The organism is Maritimibacter dapengensis (genome assembly GCF_019218265.1).
Classification (GTDB): Bacteria; Pseudomonadota; Alphaproteobacteria; order Rhodobacterales; family Rhodobacteraceae; genus Maritimibacter; species Maritimibacter dapengensis.
Genome location: NZ_JAHUZE010000001.1, coordinates 1,217,029 through 1,236,032 on the forward strand (window position 1 = coordinate 1,217,029; position 19,004 = coordinate 1,236,032).

At 59.7% G+C, this 19,004-nt stretch carries 16 protein-coding genes; 9 read left to right on the forward strand and 7 right to left on the reverse strand.

Features of this window, described 5'->3' with window-relative positions:
• Window positions 1–142 precede the first annotated feature (142 nt).
• From zwf to KJP28_RS06185, 5 genes are all read left to right on the forward strand, one after another.
• Window positions 143–1,591 carry a glucose-6-phosphate dehydrogenase gene (zwf, locus tag KJP28_RS06165; RefSeq protein WP_218391634.1) on the forward strand — a complete coding sequence of 483 codons (1,449 nt, stop codon included), beginning with the start codon at window positions 143–145 and terminating at the stop codon, window positions 1,589–1,591.
• A complete protein-coding gene (pgl, locus tag KJP28_RS06170) occupies window positions 1,588–2,268 on the forward strand; it encodes a 6-phosphogluconolactonase (protein WP_218391635.1) in 681 nt (226 codons plus the stop codon). Before zwf ends, pgl begins: the two co-directional genes overlap by 4 nt.
• Before the next feature lie 56 nt (window positions 2,269–2,324).
• Complete coding sequence (pgi, locus tag KJP28_RS06175; RefSeq protein ID WP_218391636.1) at window positions 2,325–3,938, forward strand: glucose-6-phosphate isomerase; 1,614 nt, start codon at window positions 2,325–2,327, stop codon at window positions 3,936–3,938.
• A gap of 347 nt (window positions 3,939–4,285) precedes the next feature.
• The gene (locus tag KJP28_RS06180) at window positions 4,286–5,182 is read left to right on the forward strand and encodes an MBL fold metallo-hydrolase (RefSeq protein ID WP_255552191.1); all 897 of its coding nucleotides are present in this window, start codon (window positions 4,286–4,288) and stop codon (window positions 5,180–5,182) included.
• A gap of 141 nt (window positions 5,183–5,323) precedes the next feature.
• Window positions 5,324–6,346 carry a TRAP transporter substrate-binding protein gene (locus KJP28_RS06185; RefSeq protein ID WP_218391637.1) on the forward strand — a complete coding sequence of 341 codons (1,023 nt, stop codon included), beginning with the start codon at window positions 5,324–5,326 and terminating at the stop codon, window positions 6,344–6,346.
• 97 nt (window positions 6,347–6,443) lie between these two features.
• Here KJP28_RS06185 and KJP28_RS06190 read toward each other — a convergent pair whose 3' ends face one another.
• On the reverse strand, window positions 6,444–8,372 hold the full coding sequence (locus KJP28_RS06190) for a TRAP transporter large permease (protein WP_218391638.1): 1,929 nt from the start codon (window positions 8,370–8,372) through the stop codon (window positions 6,444–6,446).
• A gap of 114 nt (window positions 8,373–8,486) precedes the next feature.
• On the opposite strand from KJP28_RS06190, the gene KJP28_RS06195 reads away from it, so the two are divergent.
• The 3 genes from KJP28_RS06195 (at window position 8,487) to KJP28_RS06205 (ending at window position 11,304) form a co-directional block, all read left to right on the forward strand.
• A complete protein-coding gene (locus KJP28_RS06195; RefSeq protein WP_218391639.1) occupies window positions 8,487–9,401 on the forward strand; it encodes a LysR family transcriptional regulator in 915 nt (304 codons plus the stop codon).
• A 94-nt stretch (window positions 9,402–9,495) separates the two neighbouring features.
• Window positions 9,496–10,623: an FAD-dependent oxidoreductase gene (locus KJP28_RS06200; protein WP_218391640.1), complete on the forward strand. Its 1,128-nt coding sequence runs from the start codon at window positions 9,496–9,498 to the stop codon at window positions 10,621–10,623.
• 15 nt (window positions 10,624–10,638) lie between these two features.
• A complete protein-coding gene (locus tag KJP28_RS06205) occupies window positions 10,639–11,304 on the forward strand; it encodes a glutathione S-transferase family protein (RefSeq protein WP_218391641.1) in 666 nt (221 codons plus the stop codon).
• A 146-nt stretch (window positions 11,305–11,450) separates the two neighbouring features.
• Here the strand turns inward: KJP28_RS06205 and KJP28_RS06210 are convergent, their stop codons facing one another.
• The 3 genes from KJP28_RS06210 to KJP28_RS06220 form a co-directional block, all read right to left on the reverse strand.
• On the reverse strand, window positions 11,451–12,719 hold the full coding sequence (locus tag KJP28_RS06210; RefSeq protein ID WP_218391642.1) for a tetratricopeptide repeat protein: 1,269 nt from the start codon (window positions 12,717–12,719) through the stop codon (window positions 11,451–11,453).
• Between the two features lie 285 nt (window positions 12,720–13,004).
• Window positions 13,005–13,925 carry a hypothetical protein gene (locus KJP28_RS06215; RefSeq protein WP_218391643.1) on the reverse strand — a complete coding sequence of 307 codons (921 nt, stop codon included), beginning with the start codon at window positions 13,923–13,925 and terminating at the stop codon, window positions 13,005–13,007.
• Window positions 13,922–14,665, reverse strand: coding sequence for a hypothetical protein (locus KJP28_RS06220; RefSeq protein ID WP_218391644.1), 744 nt, complete (start codon window positions 14,663–14,665; stop codon window positions 13,922–13,924). The genes KJP28_RS06215 and KJP28_RS06220 overlap by 4 nt, the downstream gene beginning before the upstream one ends.
• 115 nt (window positions 14,666–14,780) lie before the next feature.
• On the opposite strand from KJP28_RS06220, the gene KJP28_RS06225 reads away from it, so the two are divergent.
• A complete protein-coding gene (locus tag KJP28_RS06225) occupies window positions 14,781–15,755 on the forward strand; it encodes a hypothetical protein (protein ID WP_218391645.1) in 975 nt (324 codons plus the stop codon).
• A gap of 98 nt (window positions 15,756–15,853) precedes the next feature.
• Here KJP28_RS06225 and KJP28_RS06230 read toward each other — a convergent pair whose 3' ends face one another.
• From KJP28_RS06230 to KJP28_RS06240, 3 genes are all read right to left on the reverse strand, one after another.
• Window positions 15,854–16,471 (reverse strand): hypothetical protein, encoded by a 618-nt coding sequence (locus KJP28_RS06230; RefSeq protein WP_218391646.1) that lies wholly within the window; start codon window positions 16,469–16,471, stop codon window positions 15,854–15,856.
• Between the two features lie 495 nt (window positions 16,472–16,966).
• Entirely contained in the window at window positions 16,967–18,034 is a 1,068-nt protein-coding gene (locus KJP28_RS06235) for a tyrosine-type recombinase/integrase (protein ID WP_218391647.1), read from the reverse strand.
• 305 nt (window positions 18,035–18,339) lie between these two features.
• On the reverse strand, window positions 18,340–18,936 hold the full coding sequence (locus KJP28_RS06240) for a hypothetical protein (RefSeq protein WP_218391648.1): 597 nt from the start codon (window positions 18,934–18,936) through the stop codon (window positions 18,340–18,342).
• Window positions 18,937–19,004: the final 68 nt, after the last annotated feature.

Sequence of the window (19,004 nt, forward strand, 5' to 3'; positions counted from 1 at the left end):
CTGTGACGCGGTTGTGAAGTCGAATGGCCGTGCTAGACTCGCGGCGATCGGAAGGGTAAGAGCGGGGTGGAGGCTGTTTGCGCTAACACCGCACCTCGGAACGACGCCACGAAACAGGGCCAGCGCCCGGAACGGAGACATCATGGTCAGTCGCGTAATTCCCGTCGATCCTTTCGACCTCGTGATTTTCGGAGGCACCGGCGATCTCGCCCGTCGCAAGATCCTTCCGGGTCTCTATCGACGGTTCTGGGACGGTCAGATGCCGCCGGAAGCGCGGATCATCGGGGCGGCCCGGTCAGAGATGGACGAAGCCAGCTACCGCGCTTTCGTGCGCGACGCGGTGACGGAGTTCGTCTCGAAGCGAAAATGCGACAGTGAGCTTCTGGACCAGTTCATCGAGAGATTGTCCTACGTTGCCGTGGATGCCCGGGGCGAGGACGGCTGGGAGCAACTCGCGGGCATGATGCGCGACGGGGTGGTCAAAGCCTATTACTTTTCGGTCGGTCCAAGCCTGTTCGGCGATATCGCGGAGCGGCTGCATCGCTTCAAGATCGCCGACGATGATGCGAGAATCGTTGTGGAAAAGCCGTTCGGGCACAACCTTGAGACCGCGCGGGCGCTGAACGCCACGCTGGCCCGGCATTTCGACGAAACGCAGATCTACCGGATCGACCATTACCTCGGCAAGGAGACCGTCCAGAACCTGATGGCGGTCCGTTTCGGCAACATGCTGTTCGAGCCGCTGTGGAACGCGCAATACGTGGACCATATCCAGATCACCGTTGCCGAGACCGTGGGTGTCGGTGGGCGGGGCGATTACTATGACCGATCCGGCGCGATGCGGGACATGGTGCAGAACCACCTGATGCAGCTTCTGTGTCTGACCGCGATGGAACCGCCCTCGAAATTCGACCCGGACGCGGTGCGGGACGAGAAGCTGAAGGTGATCCGTGCGCTGGAGCCGGTCGAGCCGCATGACATCGTGCGCGGGCAATACAGGTCGAAGGACGAAAGCTATCTGGTCGATGTCGAGAACAAGGACAGCCTGACCGAAAGCTTTGTCGCGATGAAGGTGCATATCGCGAACTGGCGCTGGAACGGCACGCCGTTCTACCTCAGGACCGGCAAGCGGATGAAGGAACGCGTCTCGGAGATCGTCGTGCGTTTCAAGGAGCCGCCCCATTCGATTTTCGAGGAGGACACCGGGCAGAGCGCCAACGAGCTGACCATCCGGCTTCAACCGAACGAGGGCATGGACCTGACCGTGACGATCAAGGAGCCGGGGCCGGGGGGCATGCGCCTGATCGACGTGCCGCTCGACATGACCTTTGCGGAGGCCTTGGGTGAGGAGGCGGCGGATGTGCCGGACGCCTATGAACGGCTCATCATGGACGTGATCCGGGGCAACCAGACGCTCTTCATGCGGGGCGACGAGGTCGAGGCGGCCTGGGCCTGGACCGATCCGATCATCAACGGATGGGAGGCTCGCGAGGACAAGCCGAAACCCTATGAGCCGGGTTCGACCGGGCCGGAGGAGGCTCTGATCCTGCTGCACAAGGATGAGCGTCGGTGGCGGGAGCTTCGGGCATGAATTACGAGTTCAAGGCCTATCCCGACCGCGAATTGATGATGATGGACCTGGCGGACCGCATTGCCTCGGAGCTGCGCGGGGCGCTGGATCACGAGGACCGCGTATCGCTTGCCGTGCCCGGTGGCACGACGCCGGGGCCGATTTTCGACACGCTGAGCGCGGTGCATCTGGATTGGGCGCGTATCGACGTGATGTTGACCGATGAACGCTGGGTGCCGGAAGGCTCGGAGCGCTCGAACACGCGACTTCTTCGCGAGCGGCTGCTGGTCGACCACGCGGTGGCGGCCAATCTGGTGCCGTTCTATGGCGGGACGGAAGAGCCGGAGGCGTCGATCGACACCGTGATCAATGCGGTCGAGGGCGTGTTGCCGCTGTCGGTCCTGCTTCTCGGGATGGGCGAAGACATGCATACGGCAAGCCTTTTTCCCGGTGCCGACAGGCTGACGCAGGCGCTGAGCCGGGGCGCGCCAGCAGTGCTTCCGATGCGGGCGCCAGGTGCGCAGGAAGCGCGAATAACCCTTTCGGCGCGTGTCCTGAATGGTGCAATGTCGAAACATCTGGTAATAACCGGCGCCAAAAAACGCGCAGCGCTTGAAAAAGCCGCAAAGACACGGGATCACGAGCAGGCACCTGTGGCCTCTGTCCTCAAGGATATGGTGGTCCACTGGGCGGAGTGATGTAACGATCACCTTTGAAGGCATTTCGCTTCGAAGACACCGGGACTGGGGGCAATATGACGTGGGACGAGCTGAAGGCTCACCGTGAGGGGCAGGGCGATCTGACCATCGCGGACCTTTTTGAAGACCAAGATCGTGCGGATCAATTTTCGGTTCGCCTCGACGGCGCGGTTTTCGATTATTCAAAGACATTGATCGACGAGGGCGCGCGCGAGCTTCTGCTGGCCATGGCCAAAGAGGCCGATGTGACCGGGCGACGCGATGCGATGTTCGCGGGCGAAAAAATCAACGACACCGAAGGGCGCGCCGTGCTGCATACCGCGCTCAGGGATCCGGGGCCGAAACCGGTCACGGTGGACGGGGAGAACGTCCTGCCCGGCGTCCACGAGACACTTGACCGCATGGAGGAGTTCGCGGACGGCGTGCGCGGCGGAAAGGTGCGCTCGGTCACCGGCGGGCGCTTCACGGATGTGGTCAATATCGGTATCGGCGGTTCGGACCTCGGGCCGGCCATGGCGACGCTCGCGCTGGCTCCGTACCATGACGGTCCGCGTGTACACTACGTCTCGAACGTGGATGGTGCGCATATCCATGACACGTTGAAGGGGCTGGATCCGCAGACGACACTGGTGATCGTCGCGTCCAAGACCTTTACCACGATCGAGACGATGACCAACGCCGAGACGGCCCGCAACTGGCTGCGCAATGCGCTTGGCAATGACAGCGTCGGGCGGCATCTCGCGGCGCTGTCCTCGGCGGTCGACAAGACGACCGCCTGGGGCATCGACCCGAGCCGTGTCTTCGGCTTCGAGGATTGGGTCGGGGGGCGTTATTCGCTTTGGGGCCCGGTGGGGCTGGGGTTGATGATCGCGGTCGGGCCGAAACGGTTCCGCGAGTTCCTTGCCGGCGGTCATGCGATGGACAGGCATTTCCGCGAGGCCGAGGGGGCGGAGAACCTTCCGCTCATGCTGGCGCTCGTGGGGATCTGGCACAGGCAGGTCTGTGGCTATCCCACCCGCGCCGTGTTGCCATACGACCAGCGACTGTCACGACTGCCCGCCTATCTCCAGCAGCTTGAGATGGAGAGCAACGGCAAGTCCGTGGCGATGGACGGGAGCGCCCTGACGGTTCCCTCGGGTCCGGTCGTCTGGGGCGAACCGGGGACCAACGGTCAGCACGCGTTCTATCAGCTCATCCATCAAGGGACCGAAGTGGTGCCCTGCGAATTCATGGTCGCGGCGAAGGGGCACGAGGAGGATCTCGCGCATCAGCACGCGCTTCTGGTGGCGAACTGCCTTGCCCAGTCCGAAGCCCTGATGAAGGGCCGGACGCTTGACGAGGCGCGCGAGTTGATGAAGGCCAAGCGTTTCGAAGGCGACGAGCTGGAACGGCAGTCCGCACATCGCGTCTTTCCGGGCAACCGACCTTCGACGACGCTCGTCTATCCGATGCTGACGCCTGACATGCTGGGCCGGATCATTGCGCTCTACGAACACAGGGTTTTCGTGGAAGGCGTGATCCTCGGCATCAATTCTTTCGACCAATGGGGCGTGGAGTTGGGCAAGGAACTCGCGCTTGCGCTTGCGCCGGTGCTTGCGGGCGACGAGGACGGTGCGGACAAAGACCCGTCGACACAGGCGCTCGTCGCGTTCGTGCAGGGCCATCGGTGAGTTCGCCCGGCGTTTCGGTTGGGAGTGCGGTTTCAAGCCAGCCATCTGCGACGGCTCCGTGCTTAAACGCTGTGTTGGTTGGCCTTTAGCGGGTCGGTCGTTTCTTAGCCGAACGGATTCGAAGCGCGATCGAACACCCTTGGTGAGGTGGGTGAGCTGCACTTGACCACGCCGCAACACTGGGTTTCGCGCATGTAGATACATCCGTGCCGCGACCTGGCGGGCGGGTGGTTCGCTGCCAATCGCCCCATTCCAAAAATCAATGGGTGCGATTTTACATTGCAATTTCCCGAATGCATCCGCGCTTGCTACGGTCCCGCGAACGGCGATTTACAGGGAGGCGCGCAATGGAGCAGGCCACGACATTCACCACATTGGGCACGGCCGGCGGGCCGATCCTTCAGCCCGGTCGGTCTCAGCCCGCGCATCTTCTGACCTCGGGCAGCCAGAACATCCTGATCGATTGTGGCGAAGGGGCGCTGGGGCAACTGACACGTGCCGGTGTCGGGTTTCGCGAGCTTGAGGCGGTGATCCTGACCCATCACCACTTCGATCACATCGGCAGCCTGTTCGCGCTTCTGGGGCTGAGCATGATGACCCAGCGCCGCGATCCTTTGCGCATCTATGGTCCGGCCGGTACGCAGAAAATCGTCGCGTCGTTGATCGACGCCTGTGACGTTCCGAACGAGATCGGGTTTGGCGTGCCGGGTCAGAAGCTGCCGCATGCGCGGGATTTCACGGTGGTGCAAGAGATCGCTCCTGGCGACGAGGTGATGATCGGAGAGGTCAGGATGACCTGCTGCGAGAACACCCATTACCGTGGCGAGGATCAGCACGGGCAGGGAGGGTATTTGTCTCTATCGCTTCGGTTTGACACCCCCGATCGCTCGATCCTGGTTACGGGCGATACAGGTTCCTGTCGTGCGGTCGAGGCGTTGGGACAGGGCGTGGACCTTTTTGTGGGTGAACTGATGGACGTTGAGCAGACCATGGAGAAGGTTCGCGCGGCGAACCCCGACATGCCGGTGGACCGGATTCAGATGATCGGGTCGCACCTTGCCGAGCATCATCTCAGACCCGAGCAATTGGGCGAGATGGCAGCGCGGTCGGGCGCGGGCGAACTGGTCGCGATCCACTTTTCGCCGGGGATGGTGACGCCGGAATCGGCACCGGACTATTCCGCCCGGATCAAGGCGGTCTTCGGGGGCGCGGTGCATCTGAGCGAGGATCTGGCCCGCTATTGAGCAAAGAGAATGCGGGGCGAGCATCCATTGAGCACACCAATGGATGCTATTTAATCAATCAAATTTTCAAACCCTTGGGCCAGTGCCTAGACTGGCGCGACCCCGCAGGCGCGTAGGGTTCGAGATTTCAGGGAGGAACCAATGAAACAGAAACTTCTGGCGGGCGCGCTTGCGGCCGCGACTGCATTGACGCCGCTGGCATCAATTGCCGAAACGCTGGTCTTTGGCACCGGCAACGTGCCGATGCACCCGATCAACCAGCGCATCATGGAGCCGTGGGCCGCCGCGGTGAACGAAGCGGGCGGCGATGCGCTTCAGATCGAGGTGCGTCACGGTCCGACGATCGTCAGCCCGAACAACTATGTTGACCGCGTGATGGACGACGTTGTCCAGTTGGCGTGGGGTATGCTCGTGTTCGATCCGGGCCGGTTCCCGCGCTCGCTCGTCTCGACGACGCCGTTCATCGAGGGCAAGGCCGAAGCCACTGCGATGGCGTTCTGCTCGCTCTATGAAGAGGGTGCTTTCGGCGAGGAGTTCGCGGATTATCATCCGGTGTTCTTCGTTCCGTTCCCGCAGACCAACATCCACATGAAAGACGCGCCGATCACCTCGGTCAGGGATCTGGCGGGAAAGAAGGTGGCGACAGGTTCGCCGGTGGCGGCTGCGATCGTGTCGGCCAATGGCGGCTCGCCGCTCTCCGTGATCCTGCCAGAGCAGTATCAGGCGCTTCAGCGCGGCAATGCGGACGGGACGTTCATGAACTACACCGCATTCCCGGGTTTCAAGCTGCATGAGGTCACGACCGACCATCTGGATGTGCCATTGGGTGGCGCGACGGGCATGGTCTTCATGCTGAAGTCCAGATACGAGGCGCTCTCGGACGACGCCAAAGCGGCGCTCGATGCCAACGGCGGTTGCGACAAGACCCGTGAGGTGGGCGCGATCGTGGATCAGTGGGAGGCGGACTCCAAGGGGTTCGTCATGTCGCAAGAGGGCCATACCTTCAACGAAGTGGATCCGAACGAGCTGGCGGCTTTGCAGGAGAACGTCTTCCCGATGATCGTCCAAGGATTTGACGAGCGGGTGCCGGGTGGCGCCGATCTGGTGGCCAAGTGGCAGGACGCCGTGTCTGCGGCACGGGCCGAGCTTGGTGACGGGTCGTAAGATCCCGCTGGACTAGAGGCGAAAACGCCGGTCGGGGTGATCCTGACCGGCGTTTTTTTTGTGCGTGGAACGTGGGGCAGCGGTCAATGCGCGCGGTCTAATTCATCGTCGAGGGCAGCCAGAGCGACAGGGCGGGGAAGGCGATGATCAGGATGATCTTCACGAGGTCCGCGATGATGAAGGGAAAGACGCCTTTCATCACCGTCGTCAGGCTGATCTTCGGGTCGATGTTCTTGATGATGAACAGGTTCATGCCGAAGGGTGGAGTGATCATGCCGATCTCGACCACCACCAGCATCAGAACGCCCCAGAAAAGCATGTCATAGCCCATATGCAGGATGATCGGGGTCACGACCGGGAGGGTAATGATCATGACGCCGAAGCTGTCCATGACCGAGCCGAGCAGCAGATAGATCACGACGAGAAGCGCGAGGATCAGCACGGGTTTCGCGTCGATGCCCGAGACCCAGTTTGCCACAAGGTCGGGCGCGCCGCTGAGGTTCACGAAGAAGGCGAACATGAGTCCGCCGAAGATCAGCGCATAGATCATGGCGACGGTCGTGGTGGTTTCCGAGAACACGCGCAGGAGTGTGGCGCGGTTCAGGCGGCCTCGGAATATGGCGAGAAGGAACGCGCACACGGCGCCGACTGCGGCACTTTCGGTGACGGTGAAGAGGCCGGAATAGAGACCGCCGATCACCACGGCGAACATGCCGACAACGGGGCCCGCGGCAATGAACGCCGAGCGGATTTCCGACAGGGGCACGGGGGCGGCGGCCGGCACGGTCTCTTTCGACAGGGACACCGTTGCGAAGACCGCACCGATGTAGAGCAAGATGGCCAGGGCGGCGGGGAGCATGGCGGCCACGAAGAGCGCGCCGATGCTTTCCTCGGTGAGAAGCGCGAAGAGGATGATGACGCCGGAGGGAGGCACGAGCGCGCCCAAAGTGCCGCCAGCGGCAACGGTGGCGGTGGCGAGCGTGGGCGCATAGCCCAGCTTCTGCATCTCGGGGAGCGCCATGCGCCCGAAGGTGGCCGACGTCACGACGGAGTTGCCGGAGACCGCGCCGAAGCCCGCGCAAGCGGCGATCGTGGCATAGGCCAGCCCGCCTCGGAACGGCCCCAGAAGCGCGTGGCCCAACCGGAACAGGTCATGTGACACGCCCGCCGCGACCGAAAACGCACCCATGATGAGAAAGAGGGGCAGGGTGGCGACCTGATCGTTGCGCAGGAAGTCGGCGGAATCGCCGCCGAAGGTGTTCATCGCTGCATTCGGCCCGAGCACCGTCAGCGCACCGACCACGCCGATCATCGCGGTGACAGAGGCGAGAGGTATTTGCAGAAACACGCCAAGCCACAAGAGCGCGAAGGCGATAAGCACGGCCAGTCCGGGGCTGGTGAACATGAAATTCGTGAGGCTGCCCATGTCGGTCATGGTCCAGTAAAAGATGCCCAGACACAGCGCGGCGAACAGAATGATTAGGGCGATGACAACGCCGCCGGTGCCTCGGCCCCTGGGTGTTGCCAAGGCCTTGCGCGTATCTTCGACGAGATTGAACACCTGCACCGCTGAAGAGGCCCACATGGCGACAGAGATCACGAAGTAGGCGGGGGCCAATGGCACTTCGAGCAATGCGGTGGCGCGGCCCTGATCGCTGTAACGCAGCCCGAGGCCCCAGATGCTCCATGCGAGCATCAGGTAGAAACACAAAAGCACGACTGACCCGAGCACTGTGAGCCAGGCCGTCATGCGCAGTCCGGTTATGGGGGCGAGGAGGTCGATCCGCAGGTTCACACGGTTCGCGGCACCTGCCGGGAAGGTCGCGGCGACGGCCATGGCGAACACGAGTGACATGATTTCATTCAGTGCGAAAACGTTCTTGTTGAAGACCCATTTTCCCAAGACATCCATGACGATGACGCCGGCTCCGAGGAGAACGCCGGCGATGGCGACCACTGCAATGGCCCCCGTGATATCGCGCACCCAGCGGTCGGCCCCTTGGGGTGCGTTCAGTGTTTCTTCCAAGATCTGTCCTCCCCAAACCGTCGAAGCAGGTTAGGGGAAATCGACTCATTTCAAAAATGGATAATTTCGATGTATTTAATGGATCAGGGAAATGCCAAGCGCCGAAGGATCTGAATGCGGTTCAAGAAACTCGATCTCAATTTGCTGGTGGCTCTGGATCACATGCTGGAGCACCGCTCGGTCACGCAGGCTGCGGAGCACATGTTCATGTCGCAGTCGGCCATGTCGAATGCGCTGACGCGGTTGCGCACCTATTTTGACGACCCGCTTCTGGTTCAGGTCGGGCGGCGCATGGAGCTGACCCCACGGGCCGAAGCCTTGCGTCCTGCGATCCGCGACGTCTTGGTGCGGGTCGAAGCGGCCATTGATCGGGGGCCCCAGTTCCACCCTGATCGCTCGGACCGGACGTTCAACCTGCTTTTGTCCGACTACGCGCTTAACGTGCTGATGCCCGAAGTGTTACGCCGCGCCGAAGCGCATGACGCCACGGTGAAATTCAACCTGCGGGCACAGACCGCGGCCCCCTATACGCTGATCGAAAGGGGGGAGGTCGACCTCTTAGTGGCGCCGGAACAATTCACCTCGTCCGAGCATCCCTCGGCGCTGGTCTATGAGGACCAATACAAGGTGGTCGCATGGAAACACGGTGCATATGGCAAGGGCACGCTGGACCGTGAGCGCTATGAGAAGGCCGGTCACGTGGTGATGGTGCCGCCGCAAAAGGCACAGACGGTCGAAGGCGTGTCCCTTGCCGAACATGGGGTCGACCGGCGGATCGAGGTGACGACCTTCGCGTTCACCTCTCTCACAAGTCTGATCAGCGGCACCAACCGGATCGCGACGGTGCACGGGCGGTTGGCGGCGATGATCCCCGACGCTGACGAGTTGGTCGTTCATCCGTTCCCGTTCGACGCGCCGCCCTTGCGCCAGATCATCCAGTGGCATGTGCTGCGTGACACAGACCCCGGTCTGATCTGGCTTCGGGATCTGGTGCTTGAAGCTGCGGCGGCCCTCCCCGCGGTGGATTGATATTCATCCTGTGGATGGGCCGCATCCGACCTTTCAATTTCCGAAATGCGTGATGCCTCTCTAGCCTTGGCGCCAAACAGGGAGGACATTGGACATGGACGTCAGGAACGCGCTCGTCATAGGCGGCGGTATCGGTGGTCTTTGCGCGGGGATCGCGCTCAGGCAAAAGGGCATCGCGGTCGACATCATCGAACGGGACCCGGAATGGTCGGTTTACGGTGTGGGGATCATCCAGCAGATGAATTCGATCCGCGCAATGCACGAGCTTCAGGTGCTCGATGATTATCTGTCGCGGGCATACGGGTTCGACCGCACTACGCTTTTCGTCGGACCGCAGGGCCACAAAGAGGCCGAGTTCGACGCGCCGCGACTGGCGGGCGCCGAGTATCCGTCGAACGCGGGCATCTTGCGCCGGGACCTGCAGAAAGTGCTGGGTGACAAAGTGGCCGAGGTTGGCTGTGACGTGCGCCTGGGGCTGACCGTGACCGATATGGATGACGACGGGACCGGGGTCGACGTGACCTACTCGGACGGTTCCTCAGGCCGATATGACATCGTCGTTGGTGCGGACGGTGTGTTTTCGACGACGCGGCGGATGATCCTGCCGGATGCGCCCACCCCCCGCTACACGGGGCAATGGGTGTGGCGCTACAACCTGCCGCGACCGCCCGAGGTCGAGGGCATCCACATCTTCGCTGGTCCGTGCAACGCGGGGCTGACGCCGTTGAACGAGGATCTGATGTACATGTTTCTCTTGAGCGAAGAACCGGAGGGGTTCAAGCTGCCGGTCAAAGGTTCGGCGGCGGCAATGCAGGAACGGGCGCGGCGCACCATGGCTCCGCCCCAGATCGCGGCGTATCTCGACCAGATCACGGATGATGCCGAGGTCGTCGCGCGGCCCCTGGAGGTGATCTTGCTGGACGACGACTGGCACAAGGGACGCGTGGTGTTGATCGGCGATGCGGTCCATGCCGCGACCCCGCATCTGGCGCAGGGCGCTGGAATGGCGATTGAGGACGCGCTGGTTCTGGCGGACGAGTTGGGCAAGCACGATACACCGGACGCGGCGTTCAGTGCCTATCGTGCGCGCCGGATGCCGCGTGTCGTCCATGTGGCCAAGACCTCGATCCTGATAGGCGACGCGCAAATGGGCAAGGTGCCGCCAGTAGACGTGGGGGCCCTGAACGGGCAGACCATGGGGCTGATGGCGCAACCGATCTGAACAGGAGGCAGGGAATTGACCTACACTTTGTACGCCGCACCGGGTGCGTGCAGCCGCGTTCCGATGATGGCCCTGGAAGAGGCGGAAGCAGAGTTCGAGATCGAGCTTGTTCGCTTCATGCGCGGGGCGCATCGCACGGCCGAATATCTGGCCATGAACCCTGCGGGCAAGGTGCCGTTGCTCATTACGCCCGAGGGCCCGTTGTCCGAGAACGTGGCGATCGCGCGTTACCTCGCAGGGCACTTCCCCGGTCTGTTGCCGGAGGCGGCAAATGCCTTTGAAGAGGCGAAAATCACTGCGAACCTCGCCTATGTCGCGTCAACCCTGCATCCCATCGTGACGCGAATGCGGATGCCGATATTCATGGCCGACGGCGAAGAGGCACAAGCCTCGGTGCGCGCAAAGGCGATGGACGCGTTGGCCCCCCATGCGGCTGCGATCGATGTGGCCATCGGAGAGGGGCCGTGGTGGTATGGCGATCAATGGTCGATACAGGACGCCTATGTCTACTGGGTCTGGTTCCGCGTGACCGGCGTTGGCTTTCCCGGAACGGATTACCCCAATTGGGCGGCCCATGCCGAACGGATGGAGGCGCGTCCGAGCGTGCAGAGAGCGCTTGAGCGCGACGCCAAACTTCAAGTAACGTTGGAGGCCGAAGGGCTGTCTCCACCGATGAAATGAGCGCGGCCCGAGTGGCAATGCAGAGTCCAACCACAGGTCGCGGGCGAAGCTCTTTCGTCCTGCAGCGCGCGTGCAGATCAGAGGTCTTTTCCGAAACGCGTCCGTCCTTCTGGAAGCTCTTGCCGTAGCGTCCCTTCGGGAAAATCTTACAGGCCGGACCACGCGATTGCGGACAGCTCATTGACCTGCCTTTGCAGTCGCTGTTGATCCTGTTGGAATTGATCCCATTGTCTCGAGAGATATGGATCTTTCTCGGGAGGGGGGGGCGTCAGTGCCCAACCGATGAACCTAAGAATGGCTTCTCGGTTCTTTTCTCTTCGAGCCGCCTCGGCTGCGAGCACCTTTTGTTTCGCGATTTCGTCGTAGACGCGTTTGACCAGTCTCTGACCTTCACGGGAACCCATAATTGCGGCGCTCCAAGCCAAGTGCAAAGCGGCGGAGGTGTCGCGGGGAGCTGCATCGCCTTTAAGATGCGCGAAGGACAGGAGGTTCATAGCCCCGACGTGGTCCTGTTGCGCGGCGAGGCTGCACCACTTGTAGGCGGCAGACGCTTGACCGTCGCGACGGGCGAAGCGACACATCGTGAACTGTCCTTGTGAGTTCCCGGCATCCGCCGCTCGCCGAAACAGGTTCTCACCGACCTCTCGGTTTGGCTCGCCATTCCATCCAGAGTGGACGATACGCGCCAGGGAAACTTGTGCGGCGGGATCTCCTGACTCAGCCAAAGGCGTTATCTTACGCACAATCTGGTCGAAGCCGTCCGTGCTTATAGTGCCTTCGCGATACAGTCGACCCAACCAAGTACCTGCGTCAGCGTGCCCGAGCTCCATCGCCGTATGCAAGAGCCTCACGGCCTCCGATTGGCTTTCCTCGACCCCAGTCCCTCGCCAGTAGAGGTTGGCAAGATGCGTCATGGCATCAGACGATCCGGCCGCTGCCGCTTGCTTCGCATAGTGAAAAGCGCGCTCGTTGTCTGTCAGGCTCTTGTTTTGTTTTGGAAAGTAAAAAAGGTCGGACGCGGCCAATGCTGCCGCAGGTAGACCCCGGTCGGCGGCGTGGAGGTAGTATTTTAAAGCAGCCGCTTCATTGCGCTCGTATGCGACGCCGTACTGTAACAATGTGCCGATGATGAATGTTGCTCTTAGGTCGCCTTCATTCGACGCTGCGACCAATTCGTGCGTGGCACGTGCGACGTCGTCAGGTGTCCCTTTCAGCAGTAGGGCGTATCCTCGATCGAAAGCTGACTCGGACTTTGCCGGATTGGCAATCGCGATCGAACACGCCGCCAAGATGAGGCACATGGCAGTCGGGCAACGCTGTGAACGTTTAGTTTGAAGTGTATTTTTCGTGAAGGCGAACGCGCGCAGAAGGCTTCTGAACGACCGTCCAGCTTTCAGATGTGTTTTGAAAATCATGCTTGTCCTCAATATTTTTGTCCAATTTGCGGAATCACGCCAAATAACACCCACCTTGATGGGAGGGCGCTCATGTCGAGTGTAGCACGGTTTCGTGGAGAGGCACTTTTGTAGTTAATAGTGCGACTTGGGACTGAACTCGCACTTGTTTCGCGAGGTTCTGCGCAAAGTGTACAAGCGAAGAGGCTGACACTCAGGCGTTCGCGAAACGCCCAATTGGCCAGGGTCCTGTTGTCGCTGACCATTGTGCAGGAGCAGCCACGCCACACCCAGTTCGACGTTTCGCTACTTTTCGCGCACCCCGGTCAAGCTTTTCGCAATACCAAGAGAGGCACCGAACAGCCCCAAAAAAATGGAGAGCGCGAGAGGCAGAGAGTCGTTTGACAAGCGATCGGTCCATTTCGATGTGATGTGGGTTCTCGCAGCCCCCACTCTGTCGATTGCGATGCTGCTGACCTCAGGCGAAGACGTCGCAACGATCCCGAATGCTGCGCGTGATGTGTCGCTCGGCATGATCAGCAATCGCATGGAGAGGCGCGACCCATCTTTGTCAATCACGCGGATCTGATCTCCCGGAAGAAATGTTCCGGTCGCAACGACAGATGCGCCTGATGTCAACGCCAAGACCTCGCGGATTTCGTACCGGCCATCATGCAAAAGCCCCGTTTCACCAGTTTCCGCATTGGCACCAATCGTCACTTTGGCGGACAGCACAAGAGTTTCCACCTTGGCCAGAGAGTCAGTGGCGAAGTACAGAATACTTTCTCCACGAATTGGTTCGCCATTGAAAAACGCGCCACTCTCTTCGCCGCCTTGGAATGCCAATGCCGCAAGGTTGCCGGTGTCGCCGAACAAAGTGAAGTTCGTTCCCTCGGTCCAGGTGATCTCGGCCAATTCGGCGGGTTGCACATCGAAAAGCCGTCCGTCGCACAGCCCGTCACGGTCCGCTTCGGCCTTACGTTTCACCCTACGCTGGCAAAGCGTGGCGTCGCCGATCATCCAGAGCTGCGGTCGCTTCGTCGTCACTTCGAACGCGGCGTAATTGGTTTGTGCGTAGACCGTGAAGGACTGTTCACGAACAAGCAGGTAGTAAACCACGACGAGTGCGAACATCACCGTAAGCAATATGCTGACCGAGCGTTGTAGATTGGGTCCAACCGCAAGACGGCGAGCGATGCTGAGCAATTGTTGGCGGTTTGTGCTCATGGAAATTCAGGAATATCGATAAACGCTGTTGGACCGTCGACTTCGCGTCCACGACTTATTTTCTTGAAGTTGAATTCAGCGCGACCGCTGGCATCAGGCGGAAGCATCGCCTTGCAGGTGAAATTGAACTCGATCGCGGTATCGGGGTCCAGCCTCCTGCATTCCACTTCGACCGATGCGTCCCGATAGGCGAGGTTACCAGTCACTTCCTGTGCGCCGCGCGCATGGAGGTTGAGGATCAAAACGGTCTCTCCGGCGGCAGTACGCTTGATGTTTTCGACGCCATTGAGCACGGATGGCAATATCACGGTTTCCGTTTCAGAGGCCATCTCATCACACGCGCCAGTCGAAATGACGACGCCACTATTCTGTGCTGACGAGTTTGCCCAGACCTCGGGGAAGCCAGTGTTATATGCCAGTTCCACTACCGAACCGCCTTTGCTGGACTCGACGTCGTACTCGGCGGTTGCCTCATATCGACCGTTAATAGTCGTAGCCTCGACGCAGAGAACCCCGTAACTGTTTGGCTGAGGCAAGAATGCCAAAAGCCTTGGGGACTTTCCCGAAGGCTCGGCTTCGAAGAAGGCCCCGCGCAGCCAATGCGGTGCGGATATCAACGCTTCGCCGCGATCGACGTCTTCGAAATAGTTCGGGGAAACCGTTTGTAAGTCTTGCCCCATGACGAGAACAGGTGTCATCGTTGAGATGAAAACCAACGAACCACGTATGAGTGTCAGCATCTGAAGCGGTTCCGAGACAAGGCAGCTAAATATAAAAAAAAGAAAGCACATAGACCCAGTCAGGGCAACTTTTCTTGTCCTCGGCCTCACGGCCCACGCGGCCTATTCGGCAGATGTGGTCGCCGTCGACCGCGAACGGGGTCATGCGGTCTTGGTCTCCCACAGCGGCAATTGCTTTGCCCTAATCCCCAGCCACGTGGCTGTAAAAGACGAGGTTTCGCTGGTGTCCGCCTTGCCGCAGAAGAACGGACTCGGCCAAGTTTTCTGGCGCGACGCAGATGAGGATCTCGCGCTTGCCTACGTCGAGGGCGACCTGTCTGTGGAGTGCGGCCTGACTTGGAGGTCTCTATCTCTTCCTCTGGGCGCAGTGCTTGCCGAACCGACTCCGGGATCTCTCGTCCGGATCAACTTCGGGGGCGTGTTTCTGGATCGTGTCGCTGCAACGGTGTTCGATGCGGACAACACGCATTTCCATATCGCATTGGAAGGTGGGCTGGCCGAGGGCCAGATCGAAAGTGGTGTGAGCGGCACATTGTACGAGAAAGGCAATGTGCCACTCGGTATTGCTCTCAGCGCCGAGACGAACACGACGGCACGGTTTCTGCGCCTTGACCATATTCACAGTTTGCTGGATGGCATACTGAACGGACGAGGCCCGGCGCATCCAGGTTCAAACCTGATTTCGCCTTCGGAAGACAGCTTGGGGTATCGGCTTACAGGACGGGTTGTGGAGACGGATGATGGTTTGCGCGGGCTCGAGGGGGAAACCCGATGGCATTGGAGCGGAGAGCCCATTGTGCTCGAATTCACCCTGTCGAACGGCGACCCTGTGCCGCTGGATATCATCGAACTCAAGAGCGTGGGCCTGGATGATGCAGACAGCACGGCACCACAGAATATCAGCGTGACAGTAGATGTGGGTACCCCCGATGCACCTTTCTGGCGAGATATCTCAGCCCCGGACATGCCGCCGACCGGCGAACTGACAATCAATACCGGCGGTACGTTTGCTCGACGGGTCAAATTGAAGATAAACACCGTATGGGACTCCGGCCGTCCGGTATCATTAAGTGAAATAATACTGCGTTAGGTTCCCGCGCAAATGGTGCTGTCGTGTGCGCTTTGGTGACCAAAATTGCGTTTGATTCTTTACTTTCGAGTCTGATCCAACCCTATTCAGTCCCCACCTTATTCCTTCAGATCAATTGCCAGTTGCGCCCGCCCCGTATTCATAACGATCGCACCGCGCAGCACGCCATCAGAACCCAGTGTAAGATCGGCCTGCGCGTACCTACTATTGAACTTGTCGGTGAATTGAACATGGTCTCCTCGCACCTGCCACCGACAAGTTCGGCCTCCCCAACATGATCCGTCGAATTCGAGGGTCTCCAACACGACTGCTGCACGTTCGCCATTCGAGGCACCACCCACCTGTTCGACCCAACCATAAACACTGGGATCTTCTGCATCGTAGACTTCGAGGCGCAATGCGCTGTTCGTATTGAAGACGGAGACAATAGCCAGGTTCCTCAGCACCGGGTCGGTCGAAAAAAGCGCGAACTCGCGGCCAGCGCGCCTTAGCGCGGGATCTTGTTCTTCCAACAACAGTTTGACCAAGGCGTATTGCGTGGACTTATCACCGTTCTGGAGTGTCTCGAGGACCAGACCGATTTCCTCCGATTGGCCAGTAGCCTTGGCGATCAACTCACTTGCAGACGTTTGCGCCTGCACGTCGCCTACTTGGAAAAACGAAAGTGCCAAGAGCGCAAGCGGAGTTGCGACAGACTTTCTCATCCTAAAATTCATGACAAACTCCTAATCCTCTGCCAAGGATCGTAACAAGCTTTGCACTACCGTTCACCGAAAAAAGATGGATCGTTGAGCGACTTATTTTCCACGTTGGCCTCGAATGGCCTGTCCGTGGTTTCGGGACACTGAGCTCATGCCAAACGAAACATACTCGTAATTATTTCCTCCAGTGGCAGGCGTGGGTGGTTGAACCCACTGATCCCCGTGAGCGACGGTATGTCAGCTACTTATTTAGGCAATTTTTTGTAAGGTTTCCCTTCATCATCGAGCACGGCGCAAATGGCCAAATTTCCCCGAGCGTTTGATGGGAGGGGCTGTAAAATCGATCCATAGCTCTGCGTCTGTCAAACCGGCCGTCCATGGCCGCTAATGGGAAACGAAAGTGCCTTCGGAGACTGCGAGAAAGTCCGCGAACCATGATGATCTATTTGACTGGGAGATGGAGCGGGTGAAGGGAATCGAACCCTCGTCGTCAGCTTGGGAAGTTGACGTCTAGTCCTTAAATTTCAATACGTTATTAGAAAGTGTGGGAGAAACTGTGGGAGAGGCCGCCGAGAAGCTGTTCATAGTATCCTCGAGGTCGGTCTCGAGAACATGAGCATATCGCATGGTGGTTTCGATACTCTCATGGCCAAGAAGACGGCTCACCTGCTTGAGGTTTCCAGTCTGTCTTAACAACCTTGTGGCGAACGTATGGCGCAGATCGTGGAATCTGAAATCCTCGATCTCGGCGTCAGAGAGCGCTTTTCGCCATTGAACCCAGATGTACCCGCCCGTCGGATTGATCGGGTAACGGCTGCCATCGGTGCCTAGGTATGTGAAGACGTAGCCTCTGGTTCCAGGGGTGTTTGCCCGAGGCATATTCGTGAGAAGCTCTCGGATCTCCTGGTTCATCGGAAAGATGAGGGTCTTGTCCATTTTGACCGGTAGGTGCATCCGGTTGCGGTCGAAATGAATATCGTTCCAGCGGAGCGTGCAGACAGTTTCTCGCCGGGCTCCGGTCATCAGGGCGAACCACGCCATCGGGTGAAGATCCTCCCGAAGATGGTGGAACAATCGACCTTGTTCGTCGAAGGAAAGCTCCCGGATCCTCTCCTTTGGTTCCTTCTGCTTGAGCCTCTTCCAGTCGATCTTGGGAAGGGCGGCCGCATGGGTGGCGCCCATATGCTCGATCGCCCGTTTCAGGTGCTCCAGCCACCGATTGATCGTGGCGGGTGTTACACGGCGCCTCGACGACGTGACGAGCTGCACGATGTCAGCCTGGGTAATCTTGTCTATGGGCGTGTCCGAGCCAAGGATGCCGATGACGGCTCGAGCCTGGCTCAGGTGTGTGCGTTCAGAAGACTTTCCGGAAATGACGTCATGCTGGTAGGTGCCGAAGGCCTGTCCGAGCGTGAAGCGGTCGGTGTTGACTTGGCCGGACTTCACATCCATCCGAATCTGAGCTTCTACCGCTTTCGCCTCTTCGTAGTCTTCGGTGCCGCAAGATCCGCGATATCGAACACCTCCGATTTGGAGGTCGTATTGATAGAAGGGCGAACCTTTTCGTTTGAATGGCATTAGACACTCCTCAGGAGAACAGACGCACGGAGATAGTCGATCGTGTGTTTGATCGAACGGGGAGGGCGCCGTTTTTAATCGTAGACTTGGGTTGCACTTTGGCAAGGCCCATTAAGGCGACAAACGACTGTTAGAAACGCGCCGTTGTGTCACGCCTGTCAAAGAATTTTATTTTTGATTCAAGGTCTTGTCAACAGCGGGCCGAATATGCTCACTGTCGAACCGCACCCAACCGACCGGAGGCTTCGCGTCATCTCGCTCACCCCGGACGGTTGGAAATTTGCAGAAAGGCTTCGTCAGGCCCTTCAGTAAGCCAGGTTCACCCAGGGGTTCAGGCCCGGTGCGTTGAACGCCATGCCTGGCCCCACCGAGTATCCCAGACGTCCATCCGCCCATGTCGAGAAGAAGTTGTCGGTGATCGGAGACCCGATCGAGATCCCCGGCAATTCCGGCAGGAACGGCGATCCCAAAGTCGTCATCAAAGCCCGGAACGGGTTATCCCGGATCCGGCGATGGGCGATCTTGATGGAACGCAGCTTGTAGGCCCAGAACCACGTCAGGCCCATGCTCTCGGCATAGCTCCGCGTCCGGCCGGGCAGGAGGTTGTAGTTCACGAATTCTTCCGTGATCTCCTCCATTGCCCGCTCATGGGTCTTCTTCTCCTCCTTGACGATGTGATCGTACATCACCGCCTTGGCCAGGAAGTCGCCATACATGGTGGCCCGGCTCATGCCTTTGAAAAGCGCTGTGTCCCGTGCCACGATGGCATAACGTCCCAGAGTGCCAGCCTGGGCTGGAACCCTCTCCATCTGGTTCTGCATCCAGTTGACCCACTTACCCTGACCGATGGCTGTGAACCGGCATGCAAGATTGACCCCTGTATTGGGGTAATCGGCGTCCAAAAGTGACCCCCCTGATATTTCTGTTCAGAAGCTTCCTCAAAGGATTGAGGGAGCGATTTGGGGATGTT